This window comes from Stagnihabitans lacustris (assembly GCF_025950525.1).
Taxonomy (GTDB): Bacteria; Pseudomonadota; Alphaproteobacteria; order Rhodobacterales; family Rhodobacteraceae; genus Stagnihabitans.
Genome location: NZ_JAPDGS010000001.1, coordinates 748,480 through 775,404, shown reverse-complemented (window position 1 = coordinate 775,404; position 26,925 = coordinate 748,480). Strand labels below are relative to the sequence as shown.

The window sequence follows — 26,925 nt, the reverse complement described above, 5'->3', positions numbered from 1 at the left end:
GGAACCGTTCGAGATCAAATGAGGGTCGTCAACATGACAGGCAGCAGGGCAAAAGACGCAAGTCTGAAGAATGACATTAACCAATTGGCGCGCCAATCGGAACTTTCCATTCGTATAGGCCGAAATCTGACAAAAGGGGTGGCGAAAGAGCAACCCTTGTTGTTCAACCCAACAAATCCCCTGCCCCCCCATGGCTTGGCCCGCGATTTCCCGCATAAGGCTTTTCCAATCCGCCGCATTTGGGTAAGAGGCCTGTGAAACCAGCCAGGAACACTCCGATGCCCATGGAAAAGACCTTCAACCCCGCCGAGGCGGAAGCCCGCATCTCTCAGCTCTGGCTGGAGCGGAAGGTAGGGGCAGCCGGGGCCAATGCGCGGCCCAAGTCTGATGGATCGCGCGCCGAGGCCTTTTCCATCATGATCCCGCCGCCCAATGTCACGGGGTCGCTGCATATGGGCCATGCGTTCAACAACACGCTGCAGGACATCTTGATCCGCTGGCACCGGATGCAGGGCCATGACGTGTTGTGGCAGCCCGGCACCGACCATGCCGGCATCGCGACCCAGATGGTGACAGAGCGCGAGATGGCCAAGGCCGGCCTGCCCGGCCGCCGCGAGATGGGCCGCGAGGCCTTTACGCTGAAGGTCTGGGAGCAGAAGAAGGCCTCGCGCGGGACGATCATCGGCCAGTTGCAGCGGCTTGGCGCGTCCTGCGACTGGGACCGCGAGGCTTTCACCATGTCAGGCGCTCCGGGCGCGCCCGAGGGTGAGGCGGGCAATTTCCACGATGCCGTCATCAAGGTCTTTGTGGATATGTATAACAAGGGCTTGATCTATCGCGGCAAGCGACTGGTCAACTGGGACCCCCATTTCGAGACCGCGATTTCCGACCTTGAGGTCGAGAATATCGAGGTCAAGGGCCATATGTGGCACTTCAAATACCGTCTGGCGGGCGGTGAGACCTATGAATATGTCGAAAAGGACGCCGAGGGCGCGGTGACTTTCCGCGAGACCCGCGATTACATCTCGATTGCCACGACCCGGCCCGAAACGATGCTGGGCGATGGCGCGGTGGCCGTGCATCCCTCCGACGCGCGTTATGCGCCCATCGTGGGCAAGATGGTCCACCTGCCTTTGTGTGACCGGCTTATCCCGATCATCACCGACGAATATCCCGATCCGACCTTTGGGAGCGGGGCGGTCAAGATCACCGGCGCGCATGACTTCAACGACTATCAGGTGGCCAAGCGCGCGAACCTGCCGATGTATCGCCTGATGGACACCCAAGGCCGGATGCGCGCCGATGGGGCCTCCTATGAGGCCTGCGTGGCGCGGGCGCGAGAGATCGCGGCGGGCTCTCCGACGGATGAAAACGAAGTCGACAGCCTAAACCTGGTGCCCGAGAAATACCGTGGCCTCGACCGCTTCGAGGCGCGGAAACTGGTCATCGCCGATATCAACGCGGCGGGGCTGGCGGTGACCGTCATGGTCTCCGAGATCGACGAAGAGACCCATTCCGAACACCTCCGCCTTGTCCCGGTGGTCGAGGACAAGCTGATCATGCAGCCCCATGGCGACCGCTCCAAGGTCGTCATCGAGCCGATGCTGACAGACCAATGGTTCGTGGACACTGCCAAGATCGTGGAGCCCGCCTTGGAGGCCGTCCGCTCGGGCCGCACCCGGATCATGCCGGAATCGGGCGAGAAGACCTATTTCCACTGGCTGGAGAATATCGAACCCTGGTGCATCTCGCGGCAACTGTGGTGGGGCCACCAGATCCCGGTTTGGTATGGGCCGAAACTGCCATTGCCCGATCCCTTTGTTCGGTCTCAGGTTACTTACATACCATTTTGCGGAGCGACCGAGGCAGAGGCGATTGACCTCGCGAAAGCCTATTATGGCAAAGACGTTCGCGTGACCGTCTCTGCGAAGGGCGGCTTTGATTTCTATGCTTCACCTGAAAAAGTCTCGATTGACGAGCATGTTGAGCTCTACCGCGACCCCGACGTCCTCGACACCTGGTTCTCCTCCGGCCTCTGGCCGATCGGGACGCTGGGCTGGCCGGAGCAGACGCCCGAGCTGCAGAAATACTTCCCCACCTCGGTCCTGGTGACCGGGGCCGATATCATCTTCTTCTGGGTCGCCCGGATGATGATGATGCAGCTGGCGGTCGTCGAGGATATCCCCTTCCACACCGTCTACCTGCATGGCCTCGTCCGAGACGCCAAGGGCAAGAAGATGTCCAAGAGCCTCGGCAACGTCGTGGACCCCTTGGAGGTCATCGACGAATACGGCGCCGATGCCCTGCGGTTCGCCAATGCGGCCATGGCCTCCTTGGGCGGCGTTCTGAAGTTCGACCCGCAGCGCATTGCCGGCTATCGCAATTTCGGCACCAAGCTCTGGAACGCCTGCCGTTTCGCCGAGATGAACGGCGTCTGGGAGGGTCACGCGACCCAAGCCGCGCCCCCCACGGCCAAGGCGACGGCCAACCGCTGGATCATCGGCGAGACCGCCCGTGCGGCGGCCGAGGTGCAACAGGCGCTGGCCGAATTCCGCTTCGACTTCGCCGCCGACACGCTTTACAAATTCGTCTGGGGCAAGGTCTGCGACTGGTATGTCGAATTCGCCAAACCGCTGTTTGACGGCGAAGACGCCGCCGAGACCCGTCAGACGATGGCCTGGGTGCTGGATCAGTCGATGATCCTGCTGCATCCCTTCATGCCCTTCATCACCGAAGACCTTTGGGGCAACACCGGCACGCGGGCGAAACTCTTGGTCCATACCGACTGGCCCGCGCTCTCCGACCTTTCGGACGCGGCCTCCGACACGGAAATGGAATTCGTCACCGGGCTCATCGACGAAATCCGCTCGGCCCGGGCGCAGGTCCATGTCCCCGCAGGGCTGAAGATCGACCTGGTGGCCATGAGCCTGAGTGACGAGGCCCGCGCGGCCTGGACCCGCAACGAGGCGCTGATCAAACGCCTGGCCCGGGTCGATGGCTTTGCCGAAGGCGCGGCCCCCAAGGGCGCCATCACGCTGGCCGCTCCCGGGGCGACCTTTGCCATCCCGCTGGCGGGGCTCATCGACATCGCCGAGGAAAAGGCGCGGCTGAAGAAGTCGCTGGAGAAGCTCGCCAAGGAAATCGGCGGGCTCAAAGGGCGGCTGAACAACCCCAACTTCGCAGCCTCGGCGCCCGAAGACGTCGTCGAAGAAGCGAAGGCCAACCTCGCCGCCCGCGAAGACGAGGCCGCCAAGCTGGAGGCCGCCATGACGCGCCTGGCCGAGCTCGGCTAAGCCGCTTGCGGCACCGCAAGACCCAAGCGCGCAAGGCCCCGCCCGGCCTTGCGCGCGTGCATTTCTGCCCCGGCCTCTTGCGGTCTGACCCCGTTTTCGCCCGGCCGATTCGCACCGGTCAGGCTGAGGGCGCAGGGCATATACAACCCCAGATTGCACCCTGATTTCCGACCCCGAAACAATGCCATGGGATTCCCGCAACTTGTGTCAAAGCACACAAGACGGGGTTAACAGCGATGAACCAATTTGCATTAAAGGCAAAATTGTGGCAGGTTCCGCAGAAGTCTTATGGTTTGAAGGTGTAACATGATTTCCAAAATAATGACGACCACGGCTTTGGTTCTTGGCCTGGCGGGCGCTGCTTCGGCCGCGACCATCGTGCAGAACGGAAGCTTCGAAGACGGCCCGACCCCCGGCGGCGGCAGCTGGTGGATCGGTGAAGTGGACTATTGGTCCCACACCGCTGGTGGGGTCGAAGTTCAGACCACCGGCACCCTGCCCGGCGTGACTGCCTTTGACGGCAATCGCTATGTCGAGCTGGACGGCAACAACAACTACAGCCTCTGGCAGGATGTGGTGCTTTCGGTCGGCGCCTATGTGTTGTCCTTCGCCTATCAGCCGCGTGAAGCTGACGCGAACACCAACATCGTCGACTACAGCCTTGGCAGCCTGGTTGTCGGCTCGGTCACTGGGTCGAGCAGCTCGTTGCCCTCGGGCGGTTGGACCACTGTGACCGCGTCGTTCAACGTCGCCACGGCCGGGACCTATACGCTGCAGTTCGTCGGCGCCGGCAACAGCGAATCGCTGGGCGGTCTGGTCGATGCGGTCAGCATCGTTCCGACGGTTCCGGTTCCCGCGGCTGGTCTGATGTTGGTCAGCGCCTTGGGCGGTCTGGCTGCGATGCGTCGCCGCAAGCGCGCCTGATCACGAGCACAAACGAAGGGGCGCGGCCGGTCTGGCTGCGCCCCTTTCGCTTTCATACTGACCCAAATATTCTCGGGGGTCAGGGGGGCGAGCCCCCCTGCTTGTCACGCGCGCGCGGCTTGCCAGGCGCGCGGATCGGCCAAAAAGCTTTCGACCTCGGACAGGGTTGCCACATCAAAGGCGCCCTGCGCCCGCGCCTCGGCCAGCACATCCCACCAGGTGCAAAGGTGATGCAAAGCCACGCCGTGATCGGCCAGACGCTGCGTCGTTTCCGGGAAGATGCCGTAGTAAAAGATCACTGCGGTATGGGCGCAGGTCGCCCCCGTCTCGCGGATCGCATCGACAAAGGACAGTTTCGACCCGCCATCCGTCGTCAGATCCTCGACCAGAAGCACGCGCTGGCCTTCGGTCATCACCCCCTCGATCCTGGCATTGCGCCCATAACCTTTCGGCTTTTTGCGCACATAGGTCATCGGCAGGGCCATGCGCTCGGCCACCAGCGCCGCAAAGGGGATGCCCGCCGTCTCGCCGCCCGCGATATTGTCAAAGGCCTCAAGCCCGGCATCGCGCAAGACCGTCACGGTCAGGAAATCCATCAAGACCGACCGGATGCGCGGATAAGAGATCAGCTTGCGGCAGTCGATATAGGTCGGGGAGGGCAAACCGCTTGCCAGGGTAAAGGGCGTTTCGGCGTTGAAATGCACGGCCTTGATCTCCAGCAGGGCGCGGGCGGTCAGGCGGGCGATGTCTTCGCGGGGCGGGAAGGACGAGGGGATCATGCGAGGCTCCTTGCAGGGCAGCGGGGCGCCGGGGACAGAGGGGGAGCCTCCGGCGGGAATATTTGGATCAATGTGAATTCAAAGAACGCGCCAATGGACCGCGAAGCCGGGGTCAAAGACCGTCACGGGGCCGGCGCCGGTCTCGATCTTGGGCGGGAAGGCCACCGGAGTGGTCTCTTTCACCAAGGTCAGGCGGTCTTCATTGGGCGTCAGGCCGTAAAACGCTGCGCCGTTCAGCGCGGTGAACGCCTCCAGCCGGTCCAAGGCGCCGTCTTCGTCAAAGACATGGGCCAGCAGCGGCATGGTGTTGGTGGCCGTAAAGCAGCCCGCGCAGCCGCAGGCATGTTCCTTCAGCGCATCGACATGGGGCGCGCTGTCGGTGCCGAGGAAATAGGCCGGATGGCCCGAGGTCGCCGCCCGGCGCAGCGCCAGGCGGTGCTTTTCCCGCTTGGCCACCGGCAGGCAGTAGTAATGCGGCTTGATCCCGCCCACGAGGATATGGTTGCGGTTGATGATCAGGTGATGGGTGGTGATCGTCGCCGCCAGGTTTCCCCCCTGTGCGGCATAGGCCACGCCCTCTTCGGTCGTGATATGTTCCATCACCACGCGCAGTTCGGGGATACGGCGGCGCAAAGGGTCCAGGACCGTGTCGATGAACACCGCCTCGCGGTCAAAGATATCGACCTCGGGCGTCGTGACCTCGCCATGGGTGCAAAGCGGCAAGCCGATCTCGGCCATTTTCTCCAGCACGGGCATGACGCGGTCCAGGTCACGCACCCCGCCATGGGAATTCGTCGTGGCGCCGGCGGGGTAAAGCTTGACCGCCTTGACCAGCCCGCTTGCCGCGGCGGCCGCGACATCGGCCGGGTCGGTCGTTTCGGTCAGGTAAAGCGTCATCAGCGGCATAAAGCCCGGCGCGGCCGCCAGGATGCGGTCCCGGTAGGCCAGGGCCTGCGCCCCGGTCACAACCGGCGGCACAAGGTTCGGCATGATGATGGCGCGGGCGAAATCGCGGGCGCTTTCGGGGGCAACGGCTTGCAGCATCGCGCCATCGCGCAGGTGCAAATGCATGTCGTCGGGGCGGCGGATGGTGATCTGGGTCATGAGACCCGGCCCTAGCGGAAAACCCGCCTCAATTCCAGCCCATTTCCGGCTGGACATGCCCCCCGCGCCCCGCAATCCTGCGCCAAACCACCGGAGGTCCCATGCGCCATTTCCCTTTTGCTGTGATCCTGCTTGCCGCGCCTGCCTTTGCCGATTGCGCCGATCCCCAGACCCAGACCGAGATGACGCGCTGCGCGGGCCTGGCCTTTCAGGCGGCGGACGAGGATCTGAACGCCACTTACCGCATGGCCGTGAAGGTCATGTCGCAATGGGATGCCGATCTTCCCAAGGCCGAACGCGGCGCCGAGGCGGCCTTGCGTGCGGCCCAGCGCGCCTGGCTGCCCTACCGCGATGCGACCTGCGCAAACGAGGCGTTTTTCTACAAGGGCGGCACGATGGAGCCGATGGTTCAGGCCTATTGCCTGGAACGCATGACCCGCGCCCGGACCGAAGAGATCCGCGCCATCGCCGAGGGCGAGTGATCCGCCCCGAAGTTTTTGGCCGCGGTTAAGTGCCAGCCTCGCCCTCGCCCGGGACCAGTTCGGCGAGGCGGCGTCGAAATCGCTTTTGATCCAGCCGCGCCACGACATTGCGGCAGATCGCAATTTCGCGCGCCGGATGGGCCGCGGCGCTCATTTGCAGGTGGCGCAGATAGGTGCCGTCGCTGCGCCGCCGCCGCCACAGCGTGGCAAAGCGGCTTAGCGTCAAGCTGCCCTCCATCGCGGCGGCCAGCAGGTGATTCAGTATCCCCATCCGCGAGAACTGCGCCTCAAGGTCGCTGCCGCCGCGGCGGGCGGTGAAATGCCGGATATGGGGGCCGGTGAACAGCGCGGAATGCATCGCGTCCATCTTTTGACACGGGTCGGCGATGACCGTGACATCCGAGGCCGCCTCGACCATGTCGGGGGCAAAGCCATAGCGGGTGGCGAAGTCCATCCGCTTGGCCTCGCGAAAGCGGTCGTCCCAGCCGGCGAGGCCGGGGCTTTGCGTGGCGATCGGATTGAGCAGCAGCACCCGCGCCCCCGGCGCCGCCACCGAAAAGGCCGCCGCCGCATAGCCCAAGGGGCCGCCGCCGTAAAACAGCACGCGGTCAAAGCCGTCAAAAAAGCCCTCGTCGATCAGCTGATCGAACAGCGCATAGACCGCATCGGACCGGAACCAGGGATGTTTGCGCGCCAGGATGCACAGATGCGACCAGTCACATTCATCGGCCAGGTCCATGCCAACCGGCAGTTTGCGCGGCCGCTCAAAGGCGGTGCGATGCGTGTCGAACGTCACCAGAAGGCTGCGGCCATTGTCCAGGAACAGCGCCTGGTGGTCATTGGCCACCGCGCGAAACCAGCCCCCCGCCTGCCCGATCTCGGCCATCCGCTCCACCCAGTCCTCGGCCGTGGTTGCCGAAGAGGCGTCGAGCAGGTCATCTTCCAGATCAGTCATCAAGCGCCATCCGTGAGCAAAGCCGGGCCTCGACCAAGGCCGGACCCGTTGCGGCATTATCGCCCGGGTCGGTTAAGGATCAAGCAAAACGGGTGCGAAATTAAGGCGGTTTGGCGCATAATCCGCGGCGATTGTTGCCGGATGCGGTTTTCACGTCACAATCAGGAGTTGCGCACCCCATGGATCAGCGCAACTTCCGCAGGCGAGGGCAGCCGCGAGGGGCCCGCCATCAACAGCCGGCCAAAGAACTGGCGCCAGCTTTCCTCGGCCATCAGCGCGGTGATGCGCGCCCGCCGCCAGGCCTCGGCCTTGACCTGCAGCCCCGCAAGCACCGGATCGGCCAGAAGGGCGGCCAAGGGCGCCTCGATCGCGACCCGCAGGATCGAGCGGTCCTCGACCTGGTTCAGGTTGCGTTCAACCCAATAGCCCATGTCAAAGGCCCCCGCCTCACGGTTGGCCCGCCCCCGGTCGGCCTTGACCAGAAACCCTTCAGTCGAGCCCAGCGCATAGTGGTTCAACTGCACCAAGCCGTAATTGTCCTGCCGGTAGTCGCTGAACAGCCGGCCGCCCAGGTCAACCGCGCGCCCCGAGCCGTCGCACCAGCGCGGGGTGCCAAGGGGCTGCTTTGGCCGATGCACCCCCAGCTTGCCAAAGGCGGACGGGCGAAACAGCGTCTTGATCATCTGCGCCCGCCAAGGCCAGGACAGAACCGCCGGCGCCGCGCGGAAAAAGCGCCGCGTCACAGGCCCCGGCGCATGGCTCACCTGGCCCGCATTGCCGAACATCCGCCAGGTCAGGGCAATCGCCTCTGTCTCGGGCAGAGCCGCCAGCAGGTCCGAAAGCTGCCCCGCCCCGGCATGGATGTTGACGAATTCATCGACATCACCGACCAGGACCCAATCGGCCTCGCGGACCTCGGCCAGCCGTTCGGCCTGTTTCAGCGCGGCCCATTGCGGCCCCTCGGCCCAGGGTCCCGGATTGGGGATATGCCGCGCCAGCCCCATCGCCTGCAGCCGATCCGCCATCAGATCGGTGCCATCGCTGCAATCGTTGGTAAAGATCACCAGGTCGGTGAAGCCGATCGTGCGGTGATGGGCCACCCATTCCAGCAGGAACGAGGCCTCGTTCTTCAGGGTCGTGACCAGGGTGGCGCGCATGGTCCAGTGCTAGCCCGGCCTTGGAAGCCTGGCAAGCGGGGGGATTCGGCCTTTGTCGTGGCCTGACTGACGCTTGCTATCGCATAGCGGCGGTCATTCGGGCTAAGCACAAGGCCAAGGGGGCGGATTCGCCGCCTGTTGCGTCACGAAAGGCGAGACATGAAGGTTCTCATCAATTCCACGGCGATTCTGTCGCTGACACTTTATATCGTTCCCCCCTTTGCGGCCCAGGCCCAGGACTTCGTCGACGTCGGCGGACTAAGCGTCATGTGCCTGCCCGATGATCAGGCCGCCTGCCCCGATGGCGCGGCCTGCGTGATCGCCGCGGGCCCCGATTGCCAAGCCGCCGCCGACGCCCTGTTTGGCGCCCCGGTCGCGATTGCGCCGGAAGTGGTGCCGGAGGTTGTTCCCGAGGTTGTTCCCGAGCCCGCGCCCGCCGAGGAAGTAGCGCCTGAGGCCGCCCCCGCCGAAGAGGTCGCCCCCGAAGCAGCCCCGGCCGAGGAGGTAGCTCCCGAGGCGGCTCCGGCCGAGGAAGTCGCTCCTGAACCCGCTCCCGCCGAGGAAGTCGCCCCCGAGGCTGCTCCCGCCGAAGAGGCCGCCCCCGAAGCAGCCCCTGCCGAGGAAGTCGCCCCCGAGGCCGCTCCGGCCGAAGAGGCCGCCCCCGAAGCAGCCCCGGCAGAGGAAGTCGCCCCCGAAGCAGCCCCTGCCGAGGAAGTCGCCCCCGAGGCCGCTCCCGCCGAAGAGGTTGCTCCCGAAGCAGCCCCGGCAGAGGAAGTCGCTCCTGAACCCGCTCCCGCCGAAGAAGTCGCCCCCGAAGCCGCTCCCGCCGAGGAAGTCGCCCCCGAAGCCGCTCCCGCCGAGGAAGTCGCCCCTGAGGCCGCACCCGCCGAAGAGGCCGCCCCCGAACCCGCCCCCGAACCCGAGCCCGTTCCCTTGACCGAAGCGCAAGTGACCGAGCAGGCCGCTCAGGACCAGGCCGCCATCGAGGCCGCGCAGGCCAAAGAGGCCGAAGCCGCAGCCGTGGCCCTTGCCGATCCCAACCTCCAGCCCGTCGAGGCGCCGGTGGTCGAAGAACAGGCCGCCGAGGGCCTGACCTCGGTGCTGGACGCAGCCCCCGAAGCAGCCGCGACCGATACCACCGTGGCCCCCCCGGTAACGGAGGCCGCAGCCGCAGCCATCGACCCGACCGCGCCGCCTGCTGAACAGCCCGTGCCGGAAACCGCCACCGTGACGACCGAAACCGTGGCCGCCGCCGACACCCGCTCTGCCGCGCAGGAATTCGCCGCCGCCCCCGTGACCGTGGCCCCTGGCCGCAAATCGGGCCTGTCCGATCTGGAAAAGGCCGGTCTTCTCGCCCTTGGCGCGCTGACCATCGGCACGATCCTGAACAACAGCCAGAAACAGGTCGTCCAGAACACCGGCGACCGGGTTGTGGTGCGTCAGGACGATGGGTCCTATCAGATCTACAAGGACGACAATGCGCTGTTGCGGGAACCGGGGTCCAAGGTCACGACCCAGACCTTCCAGGACGGCTCGACCCGCACGATCGTCGCGCGCACCGATGGCAGCCAGATCGCCACGATCCGCGATGCCTCGGGCCGTGTGCTGCAGCGCATCGCCTATGACACCAAGGGCCGCGGCACCGTGCTGATCGACGACCTGAAACCCGAACAGCCGATCATCATCAGCGAGTTGCCGCGCCCCCGCGCCCGGGTGATCGACATCACCCAGGATGATGCGGCGATGCGTGCGGCCTTGGCCGCCGCCGAGGCCGAGGATTTTGGCGCGAAATACTCGCTGCGCCAGATCCGCACCATCCCGGAAGTCCGCCACCTTGCGCCGACGATCAATGTCCAGGAGATCACGTTTACCTCGGGCTCTGCCGCTTTGGACTCTGACCAGGCGAAATCCCTGAACGGCCTGGGCAAGTTCATCTCGCAGATGATCGCGACCAATCCCGGCGAAGTCTTCCTGATCGAAGGCCATACCGACGCCGTGGGCTCTGCCGCGTCCAACCTGACCCTGTCGGACCGCCGCGCCGAGACTGTGGCCAAGGCTCTGACCGAGTATTTCGGCGTCCCGCCCGAAAACATGGTCGTCCAGGGCTATGGCGAAAGCGAGCTTCTGGTGCCGACGCTGAAGGATGAACGCGCCAACCGCCGGGTTTCGGTGCGCATCGTGACGCCGATCCTGCGCCAGTAACCGCCCAAAGACCCAAGGGGGCGCGCCTGACAAGGGCGCGCCCCCTTCTTTTCGCTTGACCCCGCAGGCCCATCGGTCAAAACCCGACCCCATGGCAACCGCATCCCTCACCATCGACCTTGACGCCATCGCCGCCAATTGGCGGGCGTTGGACCGGGCCTCTGCCTCGGGCGTGCAAACCGCCGCCGTGGTCAAGGCCGACGCTTACGGCCTGGGCGTCGCCCCGGTCGTGCGCCGCCTGGCCGAAGCCGGAGCGCGCCGGTTCTTTGTCGCAGCCGCCGAGGAAGGCGTTGCCGTCCGCCGCGCCCTTGGCCCCGGCCCGCAAATCAACGTCCTGTCCGGCCATATGGCGGGCGATGCGGCCTTGATCCGCAACCACGACCTGACGCCAATGCTGAACTCGCTGGATCAGGTCACGCGGCATCTTGAGACACTCCCCGGCCATCCTTTTGGCATCCAGCTGGACACGGGTATGAACCGTCTTGGCATGGAAGAGGCCGAATGGGAGGCCGCGGCCCCCTTTGTGCTGGAAGCCTCGCCGGAACTTCTGATGTCGCATCTGGCCTGCGCCGATGACCCCGACCACGGGTTGAACGAGGTGCAATTGGCCAATTTCCGCGCCATGACCGATGGAACCGAGGTGCCGCGGTCGTTTGCCGCGACCGGGGGCATCCTGTTGGGGCCCAGCTATCACTTCGACCTGACCCGCCCCGGCATCGGCCTTTATGGCGGCCGTCCCTATGAGGGCGCGGCCCCGGTGGTGCGCCTGTCTTTGCCGGTGATCCAGACCCGCCCGGTCGCGACAGGCGAGCCGGTGGGCTATTCCTGCGGCTGGATCGCGGACAAGCCTTCGCTGATCGCCACGGTCCAGGGCGGCTATGCCGACGGGATCATCCGTTCGCTTTCGGGGCGGGCGACGCTTTGGGCGGGCGATGTCCCCTGCCCCTTGGTCGGTCGCGTCTCGATGGACCTGATCACGGTGGATGTGACGCATCTGGAGACTGTCCCCGAGACTTTGGACCTGATCGGCCCGCATCAGGGCATCGACCGCCTGGCCGATATCGCGGGCACCATCGGGTATGAGCTTTTGACCCGCATGGCGCCGCGGTTGAACCGCGTGCTTTTGGGGGCGAAATGAGCCGCTTTCTGGCAAGTCTAGGCCGCCCCGTGCTGGCCGTCCTCGCGGCGTTTGGCCGGGTGACGCTGTTTGCGGCCGAAACCCTGCGCCACCTTTTCACTCCGCCGTTCTACCTGCGCGAATTCGGTCAGGCCCTGTTGCAGATCGGCTGGTTTTCCTTGCCCATGGTCGCGATGACCGCCTTTTTCACCGGTGGCGCGCTGGCCTTGCAGATCTATTCCGGCGGGTCGCGGTTCAACGCCGAAGCCGTGGTGCCGCAGATCGTGGCCATCGGCATGGCGCGCGAACTTGGCCCCGTGCTGGGCGGGTTGATGGTGGCGGCGCGGGTGGCCTCCAGCATCGCGGCCGAGATCGGGACGATGAAAGTGACCGAGCAGATCGACGCCCTGACCACCCTGTCGACCAACCCGATGAAATATCTGACCCTGCCGCGCGTGTTGGCGGCGACGCTGGCCGTGCCGGTCCTGGTGGCGGTCGGCGACAGCATCGGCATCGCGGGCGGCTGGCTGGTGGGGACGGCCAAGCTGGATTTCAACTCGGCCACTTACCTCGCCAATACGCGCGACTTCCTGGAGGCCTGGGATGTGGGCTCTGGCCTGGTGAAGGGCGCGGTCTTTGGCTTTATCGTCGCCTTGATGGGCTGCTATTTCGGGATGAACTCGGGGCGTGGCGCGCAGGGCGTGGGGGCGGCGACCAAATCTGCCGTCGTTTCGGCCTCGGTCCTGATCCTGGCGGCGAATTACCTGCTGACGGCGGTGTTTTTCACATCATGATAGACCTGAGCGGCGTGCATAAGGCCTTTGGGGCCAACCGGGTGCTGCGGGGGGTGGATCTGTCGCTGCCCAAAGGCCAGTCCATGGTGATCATCGGCGGGTCGGGCACCGGCAAATCGGTGCTTTTGAAATGCGTGCTGGGGCTGGTGGTGCCCGATCAGGGGCGCATCACCGTGGACGGCCAGGACGTCACGACAGGCGATCGCGATGCCTTCCTTGCGCGGTTCGGGATGCTGTTCCAGGGCGCGGCGCTGTTTGATTCCATGCGCGTCTGGGAGAATGTGGCCTTCCGCCTGCTGCGCGGCCCGGGGCGCCTGCCCAAGGATCAGGCGCGTGAGATCGCGGTGGAAAAGCTGCGCCGCGTGGGTCTGAAGCCGCAGGTGGCCGACCTTTACCCCGCCGAACTGTCGGGCGGGATGCAAAAGCGCGTGGGACTGGCCCGGGCGATTGCCGCCAACCCCGAGATCATCTTTTTCGACGAGCCCACGACCGGCCTTGACCCGATCATGTCGGGCGTCATCAACACCTTGATCCGCGACATCGTGGTCGAAATGGGCGTGACCGCCATGACGATCACCCATGACATGACCTCGGTCCGCGCGATTGCCGACCGGGTGGCCATGCTGCACGACGGGATGATCCGCTGGACCGGGCCGGTGGCCGAGATGGACCAGGCCGCAGACCCCTATTTGCAGCAGTTCATCCATGGCCGCGCGGACGGCCCCATCGAGTCGGTGCGCTAAATCCCTGTGACTTTAGCGGCTGCTTTTTGGGCTTTCTCGGCCGCTGCGGCCAGCTTGTCTGCCTGATCCGAGATGGTCTTGAACTCCTTGACGCGCGCCTTCAATTGGGCGCTCAGGTCCGACATGATGTCGTATTGGAATTCGACCCCGTCACAATAGGTCTCGCCCAGCCGAAGCATCTCCATCGCATCGGAGTTGACCTTGGCGCTGTTCCGACTGGCCTTCACATAGGCCAGTTCTGCGATTTCGGCCTTTTGTTTCAGCGACTTGTCCATCTTGTTCTTGGCAAGCGCTTTCTTGGCCTCTTCCATCCTGTCGAAAAGCTCCGTCACGGTCTTGTTGTCATCTTCGAACCGGGCCAAGGCCATCTCGGCATCTGACTTGATGCGCTTGAAATCGGCGGGCACGCTCTTCAGCCCGGACAACCTGGCGTCCAAGTGGATCTTGACCTGCGCCATCGCCGCCACAATGTCCGCGGCCTCTTGCGCCAGATGGCCGTAGTCTTTCAGCGCATCCGCGCCGATCTGCGACAAGGCCTTGATATGACCATCGGCTGTGCTCAGCGCCTTTTTATAGGACGCGACCTGCTTCTTCACCTCTGCGGAACCAACAGCCATTGCCTTCTCCTTCAGGAATTTATTAAGGGGATGCTAACCCAAAGGGGCGGAAAAACACGGGGAAATCCGGGCACCCCGACACCGCAACGCGAATCATTGGCCCTGACAGGGAAACAATCCGCAGAGCCGCCGCAGATTTTCCGTCTCTTGCCACCCAACCCATGAAAAACATGGACTTTAAGGAAAACTTGCCGTGAATGGCCCCATACACGGGGGTGTGAATGGCGATTTCGATGACAGAGACCCTGCGGTCGATGGGCGGGGCCTCGCGCATATTGGCGCAGGGGGCGATTGTGACGGCGGCCCTGGGCCTGGTTGCGGCCAGCCTGGCGGCGGTTTTCGGCCTTTTGCCCTGGCCCGAGCTGAGCCTATCCTTTGGCGGGACGCCCCTGCCCCAGGCGGGGGTCTGGGCGCAACTGGGGCTGACGGGGCTTTTCCTCGCGCTGTGCTTTCATCTGCCCGCCAATCGGCGCATGGCGGCGCTGGAACGCTCTCATCGCAGCTTTGCCATCAGCCTGGATGACGTGGCCAGGGCCTATGTCCGCGCCCATGCCGCCGACCGCAAAGGGGTCTTTGCGCTGTCGGGGGAGTTCGAATCCGTCAAGACGCGGTTCGACCACCTGCGGACCCATCCCGACCTGGCCGATCTGGAGCCCGACCTTCTGGAACTGGCCGCCAAGATGAGCCATGTCTCCCGCGACCTGGCCCGGACCTATGCCGAGGACAAGGTGGCCCGCGCGCAAGGCTTCCTGACCCAGCGGCAAGAGGAAATCCACATGGTGGGCGAGCGCATCGCCACCGCGCGGCGCGTCTGTGCCGACCTCAAACGCTGGCTGTCCGATGTCGAGGCCGAAGAGCGCCAGGCCGAGGCGCAGATCGCACGTCTGGAAGCCGACCTGCGCGAGGTCCTGCCCGAGATCGGCTATATGCTGGACCACGATGAGCCCGTCTCTGGGGATCTGGTGCCGGACAATGTGGTCAGCTTGAACAAGCCCAAGCCCGTCTGACCGCAGCCGAAGCGGAGCCCGGGCCGTTGACGCCGGGGGCACTATGGCATCATCTTGGCGGCCATGCGCCTGATCCCTTACGCCCTGCTGATCCTTTACCCCATCGCCTGGTTCGCGCCCCTGATGCGGGCCTCTGTCCTGCCGATCTTTGGCATGGAGGAAATCTCGGTCGTCTCGGGGCTGGCCTCGCTGTGGGGCACCGATCCGGGGCTGGCGCTGCTTGTCACCTGCCTTGCGGTCTTTGTGCCCTATGCCAAGGTCATCGGCCTTGCGCTGACCCAAGCCGGGCTTTTGTCGCCCAAGGTCGCGCCGGTGCTGCATATTCTGGGCCGCCTGGCCATGGCCGACATCTTTCTGGCCGCGCTTTACATCGTGCTGGCAAAGGGCGTGGGCCTGGCCACCGTGGAAACCGCCTGGGGGCTTTGGCTTTTCACCGCCTGCGTGCTGGCGGGGCTGGTGGCAGGCCTGTCGTTCAAGGATAAGGGCGCATGAGCAAGAACACCTCGTCTTTCACCTGCACCGCCTGCGGGGCCGCGCATCGCAAATGGAACGGCCAATGCGAGGCCTGCGGCGGCTGGAACACCATCGTCGAAGAGGGCGCCTTGTCCTCGGGTCCCAAGGGGTCGCTGGCCAAGGGGCGGTCGATCCCGCTGACTGACCTCGCCACGCAAGGCGCCGCTCCGCCCCGCGCCTCGTCCGGCATATCGGAATTGGACCGCGTGCTGGGCGGCGGGCTGGTGGCGGCCTCTGCCATATTGGTCGGCGGCGATCCGGGGATCGGGAAATCCACGCTTTTGTTGCAAGCCGTGTCAGCCTTTGCCAACAAGGGCCTGAAATGCCTGTATATCTCGGGCGAAGAGGCGGCGGCCCAGGTTCAGATGCGGGCCGAAAGGCTGGGGCTGACGAAGGCTCCGGTGGGGCTTGGCGCGGAAACCAACCTGCGCGACATCCTGACGACGCTGGACCGGGAACGGCCCGATCTTGCGGTGATCGATTCGATCCAGACCATGTGGCTGGACACGATCGAGGCCGCACCGGGATCGGTCTCTCAGGTGCGGGCGGCGGCGCATGAACTGGTGACGTTTGCCAAAAAGAAGGGCGTCTCGGTCATTCTGGTGGGCCATGTAACGAAAGAGGGCCAGATCGCGGGGCCCCGCGTCGTCGAACACATGGTCGACACGGTCCTGTATTTCGAGGGCGAGCGCGGCCACCAGTTCCGCATCCTGCGCGCGGTCAAGAACCGCTTTGGCGCGGCCGACGAAATCGGCGTGTTCGAAATGACCGGCGGGGGCCTGTCCGAAGTCACCAACCCCTCGGCGCTTTTCCTGTCCGACCGCGAGAAAGCCACCGCCGGCAGCGCGGTTTTCGCCGGGATCGAGGGCACGCGCCCCATGTTGATGGAGATCCAGGCCCTTGTGGCGCCCTCCACCCTCGCCAGCCCGCGCCGCACCGTGGTGGGCATCGACGGCGCCCGGCTGTCGACCATCCTGGCCGTGCTGGAGGCGCGTGTGGGCATCACCTTCGCCGGTCTGGACGTGTTCCTGAACGTCGCGGGGGGGATGCGGGTGAATGAACCGGCGGCTGACCTCGCCATCGCGGGGGCGATTCTTTCGGCCCGCGAGGATGTGGCAATTCCGCCAGACATGGTGCTTTTCGGCGAAATCAGCCTGTCGGGCGCGCTGCGGCCGGTGTCTCAGATGGAAAACCGGTTGAAAGAGGCGGCGAAACTTGGTTTCACCCAAGCGGTTGCACCACGGGCGGCCAAGGTCCAATCTCAGGCGGGAATGACCCTGCGCGAGATGTCGGATCTGACGGCCTTCGTGGGGGAAATGTTCGGCGCAGGCTGACGGAGAGAGTTATGGACAGTTTTACCATCGTCGACGGCGTCGTGGCCGGTGTGATCCTTCTGTCGGCGATCCTCGCCTATTCGCGCGGCGTGGTCCGCGAGATCATGGCGATTGCCGGATGGGTCGGCGCCGCAGTGCTGGCCTATGTCTTTGCCGGCGCGGCGCAGCCGCTGGTCAAGGAAATCCCGGTCCTGAACAAGATGATCGGCGAGAATTGCGAATTGTCGATCATCGCGGCTTTCCTCGCGGTCTTTGCCGTCGGCCTGATCTTGGCCTCGCTGTTCACGCCGCTGTTTTCCTCGGTCGTGCAGCGTTCGGTTCTGGGGGGGCTGGATCAGGCGCTTGGCTTCTTCTTCGGCGCCGCGCGCGGCATCCTCTTGGTCGCAGCCGCCTTTGTCGTCTATGGCATGGCCCAGCAAGAGGTCGAGATGGTGGACAAGTCCCGCTCGGCTCAGGTCTTTGCCGGCGTGACGGGCGATGTCCAGGGCCTGGTTCCGACCAACCTGATGGCCACGATCCAGGGCCAATACGAACAGCTGACCGGCGTTTGCCGCGGCGCTGGCGGCACGACCGCCCCGCAAACCGGCACCACCACCGGCGGCTGACCGCTTCCTGTCGTTCTGGGGGTGACATGGCCGCTGCAAAGGCATAAGTGAACCCCACGCCAGCCTAGGAGGTTCCATGAAGCGCCCCCCCCTCGCCCATCCGTTCGACGCCGATCCGTTGACTGGGGACAAGCTGAAGGAAGAGTGTGGGATTTTCGGTGTGATCGGGGTTGGCGATGCGGCCAACTTCGTGGCGCTTGGCCTTCATGCGCTGCAGCATCGGGGGCAAGAGGCCGGCGGCATCGTGTCCCATGACGCCAGCCACGGCTTCAACTCGGCCCGCCGCTTTGGCTATGTCCGCGACAATTTCACCAAGCCCGATGTGATGGACACCCTGCCGGGGCCCTTGGCCATCGGTCATGTGCGCTATTCGACCGCCGGGTCCAAGGGGGCCACCGCGATCCGCGACGTCCAGCCCTTTTTTGGCGAATTCTCGATGGGCGGCGCGGCCATTGCCCACAACGGCAACCTGACCAATGCGGCAGCCCTTCGGCGCGAGCTGATCGAGCGCGGCTCGATCTTCCAGTCCTCTTCGGACTCGGAATGTATCATCCACCTGATGGCGCGTTCGATCCAGAAGACGATTCCGGAACGCATGAAGGACGCGCTGCGCCGCGTCGAGGGCGCGTTCTCTGTCGTCGCCATGACCCGGACCAAGCTGATCGGCGTGCGCGACCCCCTGGGCGTGCGGCCCCTGGTGCTGGGCCGCCTGGGTGACAGCGCCTGGGCCCTGTCGTCGGAAACCTGCGCGCTGGACATCGTCGGCGCAGAATTCGTCCGCGAAATCGACCCCGGCGAGATGGTGGTGATCGAGGACGGCAAGATCACCTCGACCCGTCCCTTCGGCGCCCCGGCCTCGCGGTTCTGCATCTTTGAGCAGGTTTACTTCAGCCGCCCCGATTCGATCATCGGCGGCCGCAGCGTCTATGAGACCCGGCGTCAGATCGGCGTCGAACTGGCGCGTGAGGCGCCGGTGGATGCCGACCTGGTCTGCCCGGTCCCCGATTCGGGCACCCCCGCCGCCATCGGCTTTGCGCACGAAAGCGGCATCCCCTTCGGCATGGGCATCATCCGCAATCAATATATGGGCCGGACCTTCATCGAGCCGTCCGAGTCGATCCGCAACATGGGCGTAAGGCTGAAGCTGAACGTCAACCGCGCGCTGATCAAAGGCAAACGTGTGATCCTGGTCGACGACTCGGTCGTCCGCGGCACGACGTCCCGCAAGATCAAGGACATGATCCTGGACGCGGGCGCGGCCGAGGTCCACTTCCGCATCGCAAGCCCCCCCACCGCCTGGCCGTGCTTTTACGGTGTCGACACGCCGGAGCGGTCCAAACTCCTGGCCGCCACCATGTCCGAAGACGAGATGCGCGACTGGATCGGGGTCGACAGCCTGAAGTTCATCTCGCTGGATGGGCTTTACCGCGCCACCGGCGAGGCGAATGGCCGCGACCCCAAGGCGCCCAAGTTCTGCGACGCCTGCTTCTCGGGCGACTATCCGATCATCCCCTCCGACAAGGTCGAAGAGGGTTTCGAGATGAAGGCCGCCGAATAGGCCTTGATCTGCGGCGCCTGCCGGGTTTCCCTTCGCCAAAGGGGGTCCCATGTCCGCCGAAGTCGATGCCTATATCTCCGCCCTGCCCCCGGATCAGGCCCAGGCCCTGACCTGGCTGCGCGCTGTGATCAAATCCCGCCTGCCCGACCACCTGGAGGTCATCTCCTACAAGATGCCCGGCTTTCGCCAACCGGGGTCCAAAGGCCGCATGGTGGCGGGCTACGCGGCCTTTGCACGCAATTGCGGCTATTACCCCCATTCCGGCAATATCATTGGCCAACTCGGCGATCTGACCCAGGGCTTCAAGACCACCCCCGGCGCGATCTCTTTCACCCCCGCCCATCCCCTGCCCGAGCCCCTGATCCAGGCCCTGATCCAGGCCCGCCTGGCCGAAATCACCCAAACCGGCAAATGAACGCCACAGGCGCAAATTTGGGCGCGCGGGATCAAGCCCTTGCAAGCCCGCTTGCGCTTTCTGCGTCTGCATCCTAATTCCTTTCATACTGGCCCAAATACTCCATAGGGTGCGCCGGTTGGTGCGCCATGGGTCCGAGAACCAACCGGCGCGGGGGGTGTGAAACCCCCGGGCGCTATCCGCCAGAAAAACGCCCAAAGCCAGAAAACGCCCAAAGCCAAAAAGCACCCAAAGGACGAGGCCCCAGATGACCCAACCCAAGCTTGCCCTCGTCACCGGAGCCTCCCGCGGTTTGGGCGCAGCCCTGGCTGAGCAATTGGCGGCCCAGGGCTGGCATGTCGTGGCCGTGGCGCGCACCGTGGGCGGCCTTGAAGAGCTGGACGACCGCGTCAAGGCGCTGGCGCTTCCGGGCGCGGGCGGGCTGACGCTGGCGCCGATGGATGTCACCAACGACGACGCCATGCGCCACCTGTGTCTGTCGATCCACCAGCGCTGGGGCGGCTTGCAGCTTTGGGCCCATACGGCGATCCATGCGACGCCGATGGCTCCGGCGGGCTCCTTGGCGCAAAAGGACTGGGACAAGGCCTTGGCCACCAACATCCGCGCCACGGGCCAGTTGATCCCGATGATCGAGCCGCTGTTGAAAGTGGGCCAGGGCACCGCGGTGTTTTTCGATGACCCCCGCGCCGGGCAGAAGTTCTTTGGCGCCTATGGGGCGTCAAAGGCCGCCCAGATCGCGCTGGCCTCCTCCTGGCAGGCCGAGACGGTCAAGATCGGCCCCCGCGTGGTGATCGCCACACCGCGTGCGCTGGCCAGCGCCACCCGCGCCCGGTTCTTCCCGGGCGAGGACCGCAGCAAACTCGCCGCCCCCAAGGCCGAGGCCGCAAGGCTCTTGTCGGAAATCCTCAAGGGCTGAGGCTGGGTCAATCTGGCCGCACACGTGCGCCGCAGCCGCCGTTTCCATCCCGTCGCTTCTCTCCCGGCACCCAAACTCGGGCACCCGAACTCGGCAATCCAAACCTGTCAGGATGGGCGCCAAGGCCGCTTTTGCCCTTGGGCAAAAGCGGCCCCCTCCGCCAGGATACGGATTTTTCTACGAAAAATCCGTATCCTGGCGGACCCGCACGCCATCCGCTTCCATATCGCCCAAGGCCCGGTCAAAGCGCACCCAGGCCAGACCCCGCCCGCCCGACTGGGTATAGACCGAACCCGCCTCCTTGCCGCCCGCCATCAGCAGGGTCCCCACCGGCACCGGAGCCTCCAGCGCGACCCGCACGAGGCCCTTCTTCAGCTCGGTCTTGTGCTTCATCCGGGCGGTGACTTCCTGACCGACGTAACAGCCCTTGCGGAAGTCGACGCCGTGCAGCCGCTCGAACCCCAGTTCCAGTGGATAGCTCTCCTCCGGGATCAGCTCGATGCCGGTTTCGGGGATCAGATGCGCCACCCGCAGCGCGTCCCAATCCACCGGGGCCTCTTGCCCGGAACCATAGAACCGCCAGCCCATAGCGTCATGGCGCGGGTCCTCCAAGGCACCCTCCGGGGCCGCCCCAATCCCCCGCACCACACCGCCCGCACGCGGCACAAAGCGCACATCGGCGCGCAAGCGATACAGCGTCAGCCGGCGCAAGACGCCCTCCGCCAAGGCCTCGGGCAGGTCCAGAAACAGCCCCGCCCCATCGCGACCGACAAAGAAATCCGCCAGATACTTGCCCTGCGGCGTCAAAAGCGCGGTCCAGATCAGGCCCGGGCCCTTCTCCAGCCGCAGGACGTCATTGGTCACAAGGCCTTGCAGAAACTTCAGGGCCTCTGCCCCGTCAAGACCCACGATCCGCCGTTCCATCCCTACCCCCTAATACTTCGGCGGCCCGCCCAGCCGTTTGATGAAACTGGCCGAGATCCGCGCCGCGTCGTAATCCTCTTCGACCCATTGGCGAAAGCTGCGGCCCTGCGCCTCTTCGCCATAACACAAAAGCACCTCGTCCATGATGCCGGTTTTCGACCGGCTCAGATGCAGATAGCGCAACGACAGCTGCCGCATGGCATCCGCCAAGGGACGCCCCGCAATCGCCACCAGATAGATGGCCGCAGCCATGCCCGTGCGGTCCGCCCCGCTTTTGCAATGGATCAGCGCGGGCTTTTCCATCTGGGTCATCGTGTCGATCAGGGTCAACAGCTCGTCCCGCTGTGGCGCACGGCGCGCGCCAAAGGGCAGGTCGATCCGGGTCAGACCCAGCGCCTCGGTGGCCTCTTTCTCGAACAGAAAGAACCCCTCGCGCGGCTGGCCCCGCAGGTTCAAGACCGTCCGCAACCCAAGCCGCCGCGCCCAGTCCGCCAGCCGCCCCGGAGAGGGCTGGTTCGACCGCCAGACCCCCGGCGCGATCTGATCCAGGTTCGTCCACCAAACCCGCAAGAAGGCGTGATCGTTCAGCTGGAAATGCCACCAGGCCGCGCGCCGGGCCTCGGGCGTCGAGATGTCGCGGCCATAGGCCTCGGTCAGCCTGTCTTGCAAGGCCCGAAGCCTGTCGCGCAATCCCATCTTTCGCCCTCTTGTCCGTCACGCAAGGACTTAGGGATTTTGACGCCCCCCCGCAAGCCGAGTTGACCCCGCTGGCCTGCAACTCTACCCCTATGGCCAAAGGAGCCCCCCATGACCGGACGCCATTACACCGCCATTCCCGGACCCTCGGTCCTGCCTGACCGCGTGTTGGCCGCGATGCACCGCGCCGCACCCGATATCTATGCGCCCGAGATCGAGGCCATGGCGGCAGACCTTGCCGCCGACCTGAAGACGCTGGCCGGGACCAAGGCGCATCTGGCGATGTATCTGTGCAACGGCCATGGCACCTGGGAGGCGATGGCGACCAACCTGTTTTCCCGCGGCGACCGGGTGCTTTTGTTGGCTTGCGGGACCTTTGGCCATGGCTGGGCGGGCGTGCTGCGGGGGTTGGGGGTCGAGGTCCAGCTGATCGACTTTGGCCGCAACACGCCGGCCGATCCTGCGGCGGTTCGGGCAGCACTTGCGGGCCCCGGGATCAGGGCCGTGCTTGTGACCCATGTCGATACGGCGACCTCTGTCCGGTCCGATGTGGCGGCGATCCGGGCGGCGATGGATGCGGCGGGGTCAGAGGCGCTGCTGGCGCTGGATTGCGTGGCCTCTTTGGGTTGTGACGAGGTTCGGATGGACGATTGGGGCGTCGATGTGCTGCTTGGCGCCAGTCAAAAGGGGCTGATGGCGCCGCCCGGCATGGGCTTTGTCTGGTTCTCGGAACGGGCGCGGGTGGCGGGGCTTTCGGCCGGTCTGCGCACGCCCTATTGGGATTGGACCTTGCGCGCGAACCCGGCCGAGTTCTGGCACTATTGGTTCGGCACCGCGCCCACCCATCACCTTTATGCCCTGCGGGAATCCCTGACCATGATCCTGCGCGAAGAGGGGCTGACCGCGCTGTGGTCGCGCCACGAAAGGCTGGCAAGCGCCGTCTGGGCCGCGGTTCAGGCCTGGGGCCAGGGCAATCCCGCGATCAGGCTGAATGTGGCCGATCCTGCGGCGCGGGGGCGGTCTGTCACCTCGGTGCATTTCGGCGCGCCCCATGCGGCGGCGCTGCGCGATTGGGTGACGCCGCACGGGTTGACCCTGGGCGTCGGGCTGGGCATGGGCACCGAACAGGACCCCAAGGCCTCGGGCTGGCTGCGCATCGCCCATATGGGCCATGTGAACGCCCATATGACGCTGGGGGCGCTGGCGGTGATCGAGGCGGGGTTGCAGGCGCTTGGCGTGCCGCATGGCAAGGGCGCGCTGGAGGCGGCTGCCGCGGCGCTGTCAGGCCCCGGCAAATAGCGCCGCCAGCGCCGCGGTGTCGATGCCCTTGACCACCAGCCCCCGCGGCTTGACCGCCGCCACATCGACCCCTGCGACAATGGCATTGACCACGGCCTCTTCGGTCGCCTCGGCCGCCGCAAGGTATAGCGGATCGACGATCTCCTGGTTCAGCTCTGACCGCGAAATCAAGGGCCAGGCCGCCTGGGGCATCGGCCCCGGATGGGCCGTCGAAAACGCCAGAAAGATATCGCCCGAGGAATTGCCCCCCGGCGTGCCGCCCCGCGCCACCCCCATCGCAGCCCTCCGCGCCAGGTGCCGCAGCGTCAGGGCCGACAGAGGCGCATCGGTCGCCACCACCACGATGATCGAGCCCTGTTCCCTGTCGCGCCAGGCGCCTTCGGGCATCAGCCGCCCCACCGGCCGCCCCAGCACCTGAAACCAGTCGCGCCGCCCGTGGTTGGCCTGCACCAGCACCCCCACCGTAAACTCCTGCCCCGCCAGCGTGACCCCGCGTGAGGCCGTCCCCGTCCCCGCCTTCCATTCATAGGCGATCATCCCGTTGCCACCCCCGGTCGAGCCCTCGGCGACAAAGCCGCCCTTGGCCGCCTCGATCGCCGCGCGCGCATCCTGCGGTGCCACATGCAGAGCGTTGATGTCGTTCAGGATGCCGTCATAGGTCTCGGCCACGACCGGCATGGCCCAGGCGTGTTCGCGGCCGAACCAGTCGGCATAGGTCTCGATCATCCATTCGGTCACGCCGTGATGAACCGCCCCCACCCCATGCGTGTTGGTCAGGCAGATGGGTCCGACGAAATAGCCCGCATCGTTGATCCAATGCGTCCCCGTCATCTCGCCATTGCCATTCAGCGTGAATTGCCCGGCCCAGACCGGGCTGGGCGAGGTCTCACGTCGGGGCAAGATCGCGGTCACACCGGTCCGCATCCCGCGGGCCGGATCGGTCAGGGTGCAAAAGCCGACCTGCACGCCGGCCACATCGGTGATCGCGTTAAAGGGCCCGGGCCGCCCCGGAAAGGGCAAACCAAGATCACGGGCACGGGGTTTGGGCATGGCGCGGCCTTATCAAGGGGTCTCCGCCCGATTTGCAGGCATTGCGCGCCCATGATCAAGCGACCTTGACCCATTTGCGCAATTTCAAGGCTTTCCGTTCCAGACTTCCTGACCTAGATTCGCTGAAACCGTCACGAAATCATCATGAACCGCAAAAAACGCCCCATCATCGGCATCATCGGCAATTACGCCCTGTTCAACGACCGCTACCCGATCCATTCGAGCGGCACGATGAACGCATCCGCCGTGGCCGATGTGGCGGGGGCGATGCCGCTGATCATCCCCTCTGACCCGGCCTTCGTCTCGGTCGAGGAATTGCTGGCGACCTGTGACGGCTTCCTTTTGACCGGGGGGCGGCCCAATGTGCATCCTTCCGAATATGGCGAGCCCGAAACCCCCGCCCATGGCGCCTTTGACCGCGCCCGCGATGCCATCACCCTGCCGCTGATCCGGGCCTGTGTCGAACGCGGCCAACCCTTCCTTGGTATCTGCCGCGGGTTCCAAGAGGTCAACGTGGCGATGGGCGGCTCTTTGCACCCCGAAATCCGCGAGCTTCCGGGGCGGATGAACCACCGGATGCCGCCCGATGGCCAGTTGCACGAACAATTCGCCCTGCGCCATGCCGTGCATCTGACCGAAGGCGGTGTGTTTCACCGCCTGATGGGCGCGACGCAGGTGATGACCAACACGCTGCATGGCCAGGGCATTGACCGCCCCGGCGCCCGCATCGTGATCGAGGGTCACGCCACCGACGGCACGCCCGAAGCGATCCTGGTGCGCGACGCGCCGGGCTTTACCCTGGCCGTGCAATGGCATCCCGAATGGAACGCCGCCGATGACCCGGTCTCGCGGCCGCTGTTTGCGGCCTTTGGCGAGGCCGCCCGCGCCTGGACCGCCGGCACGCCCCTGAAGATGAGCGCCTAAAGCCCCCTTCAAAGTCCGGCGTAATCCCGGGCGACCTGCTCCCAGACCTCGGCGCTGCTGGCGGCCAGAAGCACGCCCTCACGCCGGGTTGTGGTATAGTCCTGCCCGTCCAAAAAGCGCGCGACACCGCCCGCGGCCTGGGTCGCCAGGACCCCCGCCGCATGGTCCCAAGGATGCGCCACGGGGGCCGACAGCATGAAATCCACCTGTCCCGAAATCAGCATCCGGTATTCATGCGCCGCACAGCGCAGCGATGTCACGCGGGCGTAACCCTCACCGGCCAGCAAGGCGTGGCGCCGCTTGGGGCCGGTGAACAGCCCATGCGGCACATAGCCCACCAATTGCGCGGCAGGCTTGGGCGCGGCGGTCTTCAGGCGACGTGGACCCGCGGCGCTGGTCCAAAGCGCGGTTTCGGCATCCGCTTCGATCCAGTCGTCCAGGATCGGGTCGTAATTCACCCCCCAAACCGGGCGCCCCGCCTGCACAACGGCCAAAAGCACGGCGAAAAGCCCCAGGCCGGCCGCGAAATTCCAGGTGCCATCGACGGGGTCAAGGATCACGCAGGTCTCGGCTCCCATTCTGTCGCGCAAAGCGGGGTCGCGCGCCACGCCCTCTTCGCCGAACAGCGGCACATCGGGCCAGACCTCGGCCAGGGAGGCGGTGATCAGCGCCTCGGACTCAAGGTCGGCGGCGGTGACGATGTCTTGCGGGCCGGTCTTGGCCGCGATCTGCCCGGCTTGCAGGTTGCGAAAACGCGGCAGGATGGCGGTGCGGGCGGCGTCACGGACCGCCGCAAGGATGGCCTGCTTTGGAATCGTCAAGGGGGGAGCTTTGGGCTCTGACATCGGCGCAATCCGGATAATGGCAAAAATGCGGCGCAATCTTGAAAGACTTGGGCCGCGCCCCATATATCGTGGGTTCCATGCCCGCTTGGCAACCAGATTGTGGTTAACACATCCTGAGCCATGCACCAGACGCAAGGCGGGCTTGTGCTGACCGGTATGACGAATCGTCGCCAAACCGTTACAAGCGCGGAACGTCGGGAAAGACAAGACAAAGAAGAACTGGAACCGCCATGGCCGATTTCGTTGACAGCACCGCCTTTAACTTCGAACAAGGTCAGCGCGCGCGCAAGCTTTTTGCCGCTGTTGTGCTGGCTGCGTTGGATGATGCCATCGCGGATGACAAAAAATACGGCAATGGGCCGGATCAGATCGCCCGTTGGGCCCGTTCGCGCGATGGCCGCGAGGTTTTGTCCTGTGCCGGGATCGACCCGAACGAGCGTGTCGTGAAAGGTCTGATGGAATTCGTGGCCAAGGGGATTCGCACCTCTGTCGCGCTGTCGCGCGAAGAGAGCGAGCGCCGCCATGCGCTGGAAGCAGAGCAGGCCGACGCCGCCTGAGTTTGCCAAGCCTGAGTTTGCCAAGCCTGAGTTTGCCAAGCCTGAGTTTGCCAAGGCCCAGTTTGGAATACGCCGTGCCGTCTTGACGCGCCCTTCGGGGCGCGTTTTTCTTTGG

26 protein-coding genes are annotated in these 26,925 nt (G+C 65.3%); 17 read left to right on the top strand and 9 right to left on the bottom strand.

Going from position 1 to position 26,925, the window contains the following annotated elements; genetic code table 11:
- The first annotated feature begins 278 nt into the window (after positions 1-278).
- Together NX862_RS03745 and NX862_RS03740 are read left to right on the top strand one after the other, a co-directional pair.
- Positions 279-3,293, top strand: coding sequence for a valine--tRNA ligase (locus tag NX862_RS03745; protein WP_264492522.1), 3,015 nt, complete (start codon positions 279-281; stop codon positions 3,291-3,293).
- 306 nt (positions 3,294-3,599) lie between these two features.
- Complete coding sequence (locus NX862_RS03740; protein WP_264492521.1) at positions 3,600-4,217, top strand: VPLPA-CTERM sorting domain-containing protein; 618 nt, start codon at positions 3,600-3,602, stop codon at positions 4,215-4,217.
- Between the two features lie 104 nt (positions 4,218-4,321).
- Here NX862_RS03740 and NX862_RS03735 read toward each other — a convergent pair whose 3' ends face one another.
- Together NX862_RS03735 and pyrC are read right to left on the bottom strand one after the other, a co-directional pair.
- The gene (locus tag NX862_RS03735; protein WP_264492520.1) at positions 4,322-4,996 is read right to left on the bottom strand and encodes an orotate phosphoribosyltransferase; all 675 of its coding nucleotides are present in this window, start codon (positions 4,994-4,996) and stop codon (positions 4,322-4,324) included.
- A 78-nt stretch (positions 4,997-5,074) separates the two neighbouring features.
- Positions 5,075-6,100, bottom strand: coding sequence for a dihydroorotase (gene pyrC, locus NX862_RS03730; protein ID WP_264492519.1), 1,026 nt, complete (start codon positions 6,098-6,100; stop codon positions 5,075-5,077).
- A 101-nt stretch (positions 6,101-6,201) separates the two neighbouring features.
- On the opposite strand from pyrC, the gene NX862_RS03725 reads away from it, so the two are divergent.
- Positions 6,202-6,582, top strand: coding sequence for a lysozyme inhibitor LprI family protein (locus tag NX862_RS03725; protein ID WP_264492518.1), 381 nt, complete (start codon positions 6,202-6,204; stop codon positions 6,580-6,582).
- 25 nt (positions 6,583-6,607) lie between these two features.
- On the opposite strand, the gene NX862_RS03720 is transcribed toward NX862_RS03725, so the two are convergent.
- On the bottom strand, positions 6,608-7,537 hold the full coding sequence (locus NX862_RS03720) for a phosphoadenosine phosphosulfate reductase (RefSeq protein ID WP_264492517.1): 930 nt from the start codon (positions 7,535-7,537) through the stop codon (positions 6,608-6,610).
- Between the two features lie 161 nt (positions 7,538-7,698).
- Positions 7,699-8,694: a glycosyltransferase family 2 protein gene (locus NX862_RS03715; RefSeq protein ID WP_264492516.1), complete on the bottom strand. Its 996-nt coding sequence runs from the start codon at positions 8,692-8,694 to the stop codon at positions 7,699-7,701.
- Positions 8,695-8,853: 159 nt separating this feature from the next.
- Between NX862_RS03715 and NX862_RS03710 the strand changes: the two genes are divergently transcribed.
- The 4 genes from NX862_RS03710 to NX862_RS03695 all read left to right on the top strand — a co-directional run bounded on the left by NX862_RS03710 (position 8,854) and on the right by NX862_RS03695 (position 13,550).
- Positions 8,854-10,896, top strand: a complete 2,043-nt coding sequence (locus NX862_RS03710) for an OmpA family protein (protein WP_264492515.1) — start codon at positions 8,854-8,856, stop codon at positions 10,894-10,896.
- Between the two features lie 91 nt (positions 10,897-10,987).
- The gene (gene alr / locus NX862_RS03705) at positions 10,988-12,034 is read left to right on the top strand and encodes an alanine racemase (protein ID WP_264492514.1); all 1,047 of its coding nucleotides are present in this window, start codon (positions 10,988-10,990) and stop codon (positions 12,032-12,034) included.
- Positions 12,031-12,807 (top strand): MlaE family ABC transporter permease, encoded by a 777-nt coding sequence (locus tag NX862_RS03700; RefSeq protein WP_264492513.1) that lies wholly within the window; start codon positions 12,031-12,033, stop codon positions 12,805-12,807. Before alr ends, NX862_RS03700 begins: the two co-directional genes overlap by 4 nt.
- Entirely contained in the window at positions 12,804-13,550 is a 747-nt protein-coding gene (locus tag NX862_RS03695) for an ABC transporter ATP-binding protein (RefSeq protein WP_264492512.1), read from the top strand. The genes NX862_RS03700 and NX862_RS03695 overlap by 4 nt, the downstream gene beginning before the upstream one ends.
- Here the strand turns inward: NX862_RS03695 and NX862_RS03690 are convergent.
- Complete coding sequence (locus tag NX862_RS03690; protein ID WP_264492511.1) at positions 13,547-14,167, bottom strand: hypothetical protein; 621 nt, start codon at positions 14,165-14,167, stop codon at positions 13,547-13,549. The two genes, NX862_RS03695 and NX862_RS03690, sit on opposite strands and share 4 nt — an antisense overlap.
- A 221-nt stretch (positions 14,168-14,388) precedes the next feature.
- Here NX862_RS03690 and NX862_RS03685 point away from each other — a divergent pair, with 221 nt between their 5' ends.
- The 7 genes from NX862_RS03685 to NX862_RS03655 all read left to right on the top strand — a co-directional run bounded on the left by NX862_RS03685 (position 14,389) and on the right by NX862_RS03655 (position 20,515).
- On the top strand, positions 14,389-15,174 hold the full coding sequence (locus tag NX862_RS03685) for a DNA repair protein (protein WP_264492510.1): 786 nt from the start codon (positions 14,389-14,391) through the stop codon (positions 15,172-15,174).
- 63 nt (positions 15,175-15,237) lie between these two features.
- Entirely contained in the window at positions 15,238-15,666 is a 429-nt protein-coding gene (locus NX862_RS03680; RefSeq protein WP_264492509.1) for a paraquat-inducible protein A, read from the top strand.
- Complete coding sequence (gene radA / locus NX862_RS03675) at positions 15,663-17,021, top strand: DNA repair protein RadA (protein WP_264492508.1); 1,359 nt, start codon at positions 15,663-15,665, stop codon at positions 17,019-17,021. The genes NX862_RS03680 and radA overlap by 4 nt, the downstream gene beginning before the upstream one ends.
- Positions 17,022-17,032: 11 nt before the next feature.
- Positions 17,033-17,626, top strand: coding sequence for a CvpA family protein (locus tag NX862_RS03670; protein WP_264492507.1), 594 nt, complete (start codon positions 17,033-17,035; stop codon positions 17,624-17,626).
- A gap of 76 nt (positions 17,627-17,702) precedes the next feature.
- Entirely contained in the window at positions 17,703-19,184 is a 1,482-nt protein-coding gene (gene purF / locus NX862_RS03665; protein WP_264492506.1) for an amidophosphoribosyltransferase, read from the top strand.
- A gap of 49 nt (positions 19,185-19,233) precedes the next feature.
- Positions 19,234-19,599 carry an iron chaperone gene (locus tag NX862_RS03660; RefSeq protein WP_264492505.1) on the top strand — a complete coding sequence of 122 codons (366 nt, stop codon included), beginning with the start codon at positions 19,234-19,236 and terminating at the stop codon, positions 19,597-19,599.
- Between the two features lie 247 nt (positions 19,600-19,846).
- Positions 19,847-20,515 carry an SDR family NAD(P)-dependent oxidoreductase gene (locus NX862_RS03655; RefSeq protein WP_264492504.1) on the top strand — a complete coding sequence of 223 codons (669 nt, stop codon included), beginning with the start codon at positions 19,847-19,849 and terminating at the stop codon, positions 20,513-20,515.
- 177 nt (positions 20,516-20,692) lie between these two features.
- Here NX862_RS03655 and ygfZ read toward each other — a convergent pair whose 3' ends face one another.
- The gene (gene ygfZ, locus NX862_RS03650) at positions 20,693-21,439 is read right to left on the bottom strand and encodes a CAF17-like 4Fe-4S cluster assembly/insertion protein YgfZ (protein WP_264492503.1); all 747 of its coding nucleotides are present in this window, start codon (positions 21,437-21,439) and stop codon (positions 20,693-20,695) included.
- A gap of 9 nt (positions 21,440-21,448) precedes the next feature.
- Positions 21,449-22,135 (bottom strand): fused DSP-PTPase phosphatase/NAD kinase-like protein, encoded by a 687-nt coding sequence (locus NX862_RS03645; RefSeq protein WP_264492502.1) that lies wholly within the window; start codon positions 22,133-22,135, stop codon positions 21,449-21,451.
- A gap of 111 nt (positions 22,136-22,246) precedes the next feature.
- Here NX862_RS03645 and NX862_RS03640 point away from each other — a divergent pair, with 111 nt between their 5' ends.
- On the top strand, positions 22,247-23,434 hold the full coding sequence (locus tag NX862_RS03640; protein WP_264492501.1) for a pyridoxal-phosphate-dependent aminotransferase family protein: 1,188 nt from the start codon (positions 22,247-22,249) through the stop codon (positions 23,432-23,434).
- Here the strand turns inward: NX862_RS03640 and NX862_RS03635 are convergent.
- Positions 23,417-24,484: a DmpA family aminopeptidase gene (locus NX862_RS03635; protein WP_264492500.1), complete on the bottom strand. Its 1,068-nt coding sequence runs from the start codon at positions 24,482-24,484 to the stop codon at positions 23,417-23,419. The genes NX862_RS03640 and NX862_RS03635 overlap by 18 nt on opposite strands.
- Before the next feature lie 144 nt (positions 24,485-24,628).
- On the opposite strand from NX862_RS03635, the gene NX862_RS03630 reads away from it, so the two are divergent.
- On the top strand, positions 24,629-25,408 hold the full coding sequence (locus NX862_RS03630; RefSeq protein WP_264492499.1) for a gamma-glutamyl-gamma-aminobutyrate hydrolase family protein: 780 nt from the start codon (positions 24,629-24,631) through the stop codon (positions 25,406-25,408).
- An 8-nt stretch (positions 25,409-25,416) separates the two neighbouring features.
- Here the strand turns inward: NX862_RS03630 and NX862_RS03625 are convergent, their stop codons facing one another.
- Positions 25,417-26,229 carry an inositol monophosphatase family protein gene (locus NX862_RS03625; RefSeq protein ID WP_264492498.1) on the bottom strand — a complete coding sequence of 271 codons (813 nt, stop codon included), beginning with the start codon at positions 26,227-26,229 and terminating at the stop codon, positions 25,417-25,419.
- Between the two features lie 254 nt (positions 26,230-26,483).
- Between NX862_RS03625 and NX862_RS03620 the strand changes: the two genes are divergently transcribed.
- Positions 26,484-26,810 (top strand): DUF6280 family protein, encoded by a 327-nt coding sequence (locus NX862_RS03620; RefSeq protein ID WP_264492497.1) that lies wholly within the window; start codon positions 26,484-26,486, stop codon positions 26,808-26,810.
- The last annotated feature ends 115 nt before the right edge of the window (positions 26,811-26,925 follow it).

What these genes read in the sequence shown, in the direction of transcription:
- NX862_RS03635 (WP_264492500.1), bottom strand. Translation starts at nt 24,484, where the DNA reads ATGCCCAAACCCCGTGCCCGTGATCTTGGTTTGCCCTTTCCGGGGCGG.
- purF (WP_264492506.1), top strand. Translation starts at nt 17,703, where the DNA reads ATGAAGCGCCCCCCCCTCGCCCATCCGTTCGACGCCGATCCGTTGACT.
- NX862_RS03690 (WP_264492511.1), bottom strand. Translation starts at nt 14,167, where the DNA reads ATGGCTGTTGGTTCCGCAGAGGTGAAGAAGCAGGTCGCGTCCTATAAA.
- NX862_RS03670 (WP_264492507.1), top strand. Translation starts at nt 17,033, where the DNA reads ATGGACAGTTTTACCATCGTCGACGGCGTCGTGGCCGGTGTGATCCTT.
- alr (WP_264492514.1), top strand. Translation starts at nt 10,988, where the DNA reads ATGGCAACCGCATCCCTCACCATCGACCTTGACGCCATCGCCGCCAAT.
- NX862_RS03700 (WP_264492513.1), top strand. Translation starts at nt 12,031, where the DNA reads ATGAGCCGCTTTCTGGCAAGTCTAGGCCGCCCCGTGCTGGCCGTCCTC.
- NX862_RS03740 (WP_264492521.1), top strand. Translation starts at nt 3,600, where the DNA reads ATGATTTCCAAAATAATGACGACCACGGCTTTGGTTCTTGGCCTGGCG.
- NX862_RS03660 (WP_264492505.1), top strand. Translation starts at nt 19,234, where the DNA reads ATGTCCGCCGAAGTCGATGCCTATATCTCCGCCCTGCCCCCGGATCAG.
- NX862_RS03710 (WP_264492515.1), top strand. Translation starts at nt 8,854, where the DNA reads ATGAAGGTTCTCATCAATTCCACGGCGATTCTGTCGCTGACACTTTAT.
- NX862_RS03715 (WP_264492516.1), bottom strand. Translation starts at nt 8,694, where the DNA reads ATGCGCGCCACCCTGGTCACGACCCTGAAGAACGAGGCCTCGTTCCTG.
- NX862_RS03655 (WP_264492504.1), top strand. Translation starts at nt 19,847, where the DNA reads ATGACCCAACCCAAGCTTGCCCTCGTCACCGGAGCCTCCCGCGGTTTG.
- NX862_RS03645 (WP_264492502.1), bottom strand. Translation starts at nt 22,135, where the DNA reads ATGGGATTGCGCGACAGGCTTCGGGCCTTGCAAGACAGGCTGACCGAG.
- NX862_RS03685 (WP_264492510.1), top strand. Translation starts at nt 14,389, where the DNA reads ATGGCGATTTCGATGACAGAGACCCTGCGGTCGATGGGCGGGGCCTCG.
- NX862_RS03695 (WP_264492512.1), top strand. Translation starts at nt 12,804, where the DNA reads ATGATAGACCTGAGCGGCGTGCATAAGGCCTTTGGGGCCAACCGGGTG.
- NX862_RS03745 (WP_264492522.1), top strand. Translation starts at nt 279, where the DNA reads ATGCCCATGGAAAAGACCTTCAACCCCGCCGAGGCGGAAGCCCGCATC.
- NX862_RS03735 (WP_264492520.1), bottom strand. Translation starts at nt 4,996, where the DNA reads ATGATCCCCTCGTCCTTCCCGCCCCGCGAAGACATCGCCCGCCTGACC.
- NX862_RS03680 (WP_264492509.1), top strand. Translation starts at nt 15,238, where the DNA reads ATGCGCCTGATCCCTTACGCCCTGCTGATCCTTTACCCCATCGCCTGG.
- NX862_RS03620 (WP_264492497.1), top strand. Translation starts at nt 26,484, where the DNA reads ATGGCCGATTTCGTTGACAGCACCGCCTTTAACTTCGAACAAGGTCAG.
- NX862_RS03630 (WP_264492499.1), top strand. Translation starts at nt 24,629, where the DNA reads ATGAACCGCAAAAAACGCCCCATCATCGGCATCATCGGCAATTACGCC.
- pyrC (WP_264492519.1), bottom strand. Translation starts at nt 6,100, where the DNA reads ATGACCCAGATCACCATCCGCCGCCCCGACGACATGCATTTGCACCTG.
- NX862_RS03640 (WP_264492501.1), top strand. Translation starts at nt 22,247, where the DNA reads ATGACCGGACGCCATTACACCGCCATTCCCGGACCCTCGGTCCTGCCT.
- NX862_RS03720 (WP_264492517.1), bottom strand. Translation starts at nt 7,537, where the DNA reads ATGACTGATCTGGAAGATGACCTGCTCGACGCCTCTTCGGCAACCACG.
- radA (WP_264492508.1), top strand. Translation starts at nt 15,663, where the DNA reads ATGAGCAAGAACACCTCGTCTTTCACCTGCACCGCCTGCGGGGCCGCG.
- NX862_RS03725 (WP_264492518.1), top strand. Translation starts at nt 6,202, where the DNA reads ATGCGCCATTTCCCTTTTGCTGTGATCCTGCTTGCCGCGCCTGCCTTT.
- ygfZ (WP_264492503.1), bottom strand. Translation starts at nt 21,439, where the DNA reads ATGGAACGGCGGATCGTGGGTCTTGACGGGGCAGAGGCCCTGAAGTTT.